The 1,604-nt window shown below is 70.1% G+C and carries 2 protein-coding genes; both read right to left on the bottom strand.

All coding sequences use genetic code 11. The features are described 5' to 3' along the window. Positions 1-293, bottom strand: a 293-nt coding sequence (locus VGC47_14265; protein HEX9856472.1) for a metallopeptidase family protein, incomplete at its 3' end; no start/stop codon positions are given. 36 nt (positions 294-329) lie between these two features. Then, positions 330-1,604, bottom strand: a 1,275-nt coding sequence (locus VGC47_14270) for a trimethylamine methyltransferase family protein (GenBank protein ID HEX9856473.1), incomplete at its 5' end; no start/stop codon positions are given.

The following is a 1,604-nucleotide window of genomic DNA, read 5'->3' on the forward strand; positions in this document are numbered from 1 at the left end:
TCGCGGCCGCTGCCGGTGCGCGCCAGGTGCGGCTGACGGAAGACGGTGATCGTGTCCGGTGAAGCCCCGAAGTAGTCGTTGCCGCGCTCGAGCAGCGAGACGCCTTCGTAGAGCCCGAGGAGGCCTTCGCCCTCCGGGTCCTGGTCGGCGGTCGGCCATTCGGCGACGACGACGGTCAGGTTGTCGATGCTCTCGACCACCCATGCCGGCAGGGCGTCGAGCACCTCGTCGACGACCTCCTCGAAGGCCCGCATGCTGCGGCGCAGCGTCTCGTGGTCCTGGTCGTGCGGCACGCCAGGGAGGTTACGGTGCCTCCGCCGGAGCGGCGGCTAAGACTCCGGCGGGGCGCCTCCCTCGGCGGCCCGCCTGGCCACGAACTCCTCGAGCTCGTCTCGAAGGGCCGTGTCGATCGGGGGCGCCTCGAAGTCGGCGACGACGCGCTTCCAGACGGCGTTGGCACGCTGCGCTGCGTCGAGGGACCCGGCCTCCGTCCACTGCCCGAAGTTCTGCCTCGAGAAAACGATCGGCTCGTAGAACGCCGTGTCGTATCGGGCCATGGTGTGGTCCGCCCCGAAGAAATGCCCGCCCGGCGGCACGCCGAGGATTGCCTCGAGGGCAATGTCCTCCTCGCCGGCCGCCACGGGCTGGAACACCTCGGCGATGATCTGGAGCATCTCGACGTCGAGGACCATCTTCTCGAGCGATGCCGACAGCCCGGACTCGAGCCAGCCGGCGGCGTGGATGACGACGTTGGCGCCCCCGAGGACGGCTCCCATCATGTTCGTCATCGTCTCGTAGCCGGCCTGGGCGTCCGGGGCGTTCGACGTGTTGACGCCCGACGACCGCCACGGGAGCCCGAGGAAACGGGCGAGCTGGCCGCTCGCCAGCGCCGCCTTGACCGCCTCCGGGGTCCCGAAGGCGGGTGCCCCGGATCGCATGTCGACGTTCGAGGTGAATGCCCCGTACACGACGGGGGCGCCGGGACGCACGAGTTGGGTGAGCGTGATCGCCGCCATCGCCTCGGCGTGCTGGAGGGTGAGCGCTCCCGCCAGCGTCACTGGAGCCATGGCGCCGGACAGCGTGAACGGCGTGACGACGCAGACCTGGTTGAGCTCGGCGAACTGGATGAGCCCGAGGCACATCGGGACGTCGATCTGGCGAGGCGAGTTCGTGTTGATCACGGTGTGCACGTGGGGGGCCGCCGTGAACTCGTCCCAGGTCATGCCGTGGGCGATGCGGGCCATCTCCATGCAGTCGGTGACCTGGCCGCGGCCGCGGGCGAAGACGAACGGCACCTTGTCCGTCAGCAGCAACTGGGCCTTGGTGACCTCGAGGTGGCGGACCGGTACCGGGATGTCCTGCGGTTCGACGGCGGGGTTGTTGGTGTGGATGACGTCGTAGTGCTGGGTGAGCCGCACGAAGTGCTCGAAGTCCTCGAGGTTGCCGGTGCGCCTCCCCCGGTCGAGGTCCATCGTGTGGGGCGGGCCGCCGACGCCGACCATCACGACGCTGCGGCCACCGACGGTCACCGTGCGCTCGGCCGACCGGGGGGTGATCGTGAACTCGGCGGGCGCAGAGGCGATCGCCGAGCCGACGAGGTCCGG

The sequence above is a fragment of the Acidimicrobiia bacterium genome, from assembly GCA_036396535.1.
Classification (GTDB): domain Bacteria; phylum Actinomycetota; class Acidimicrobiia; order Spongiisociales; family UBA5794; genus DASWKR01.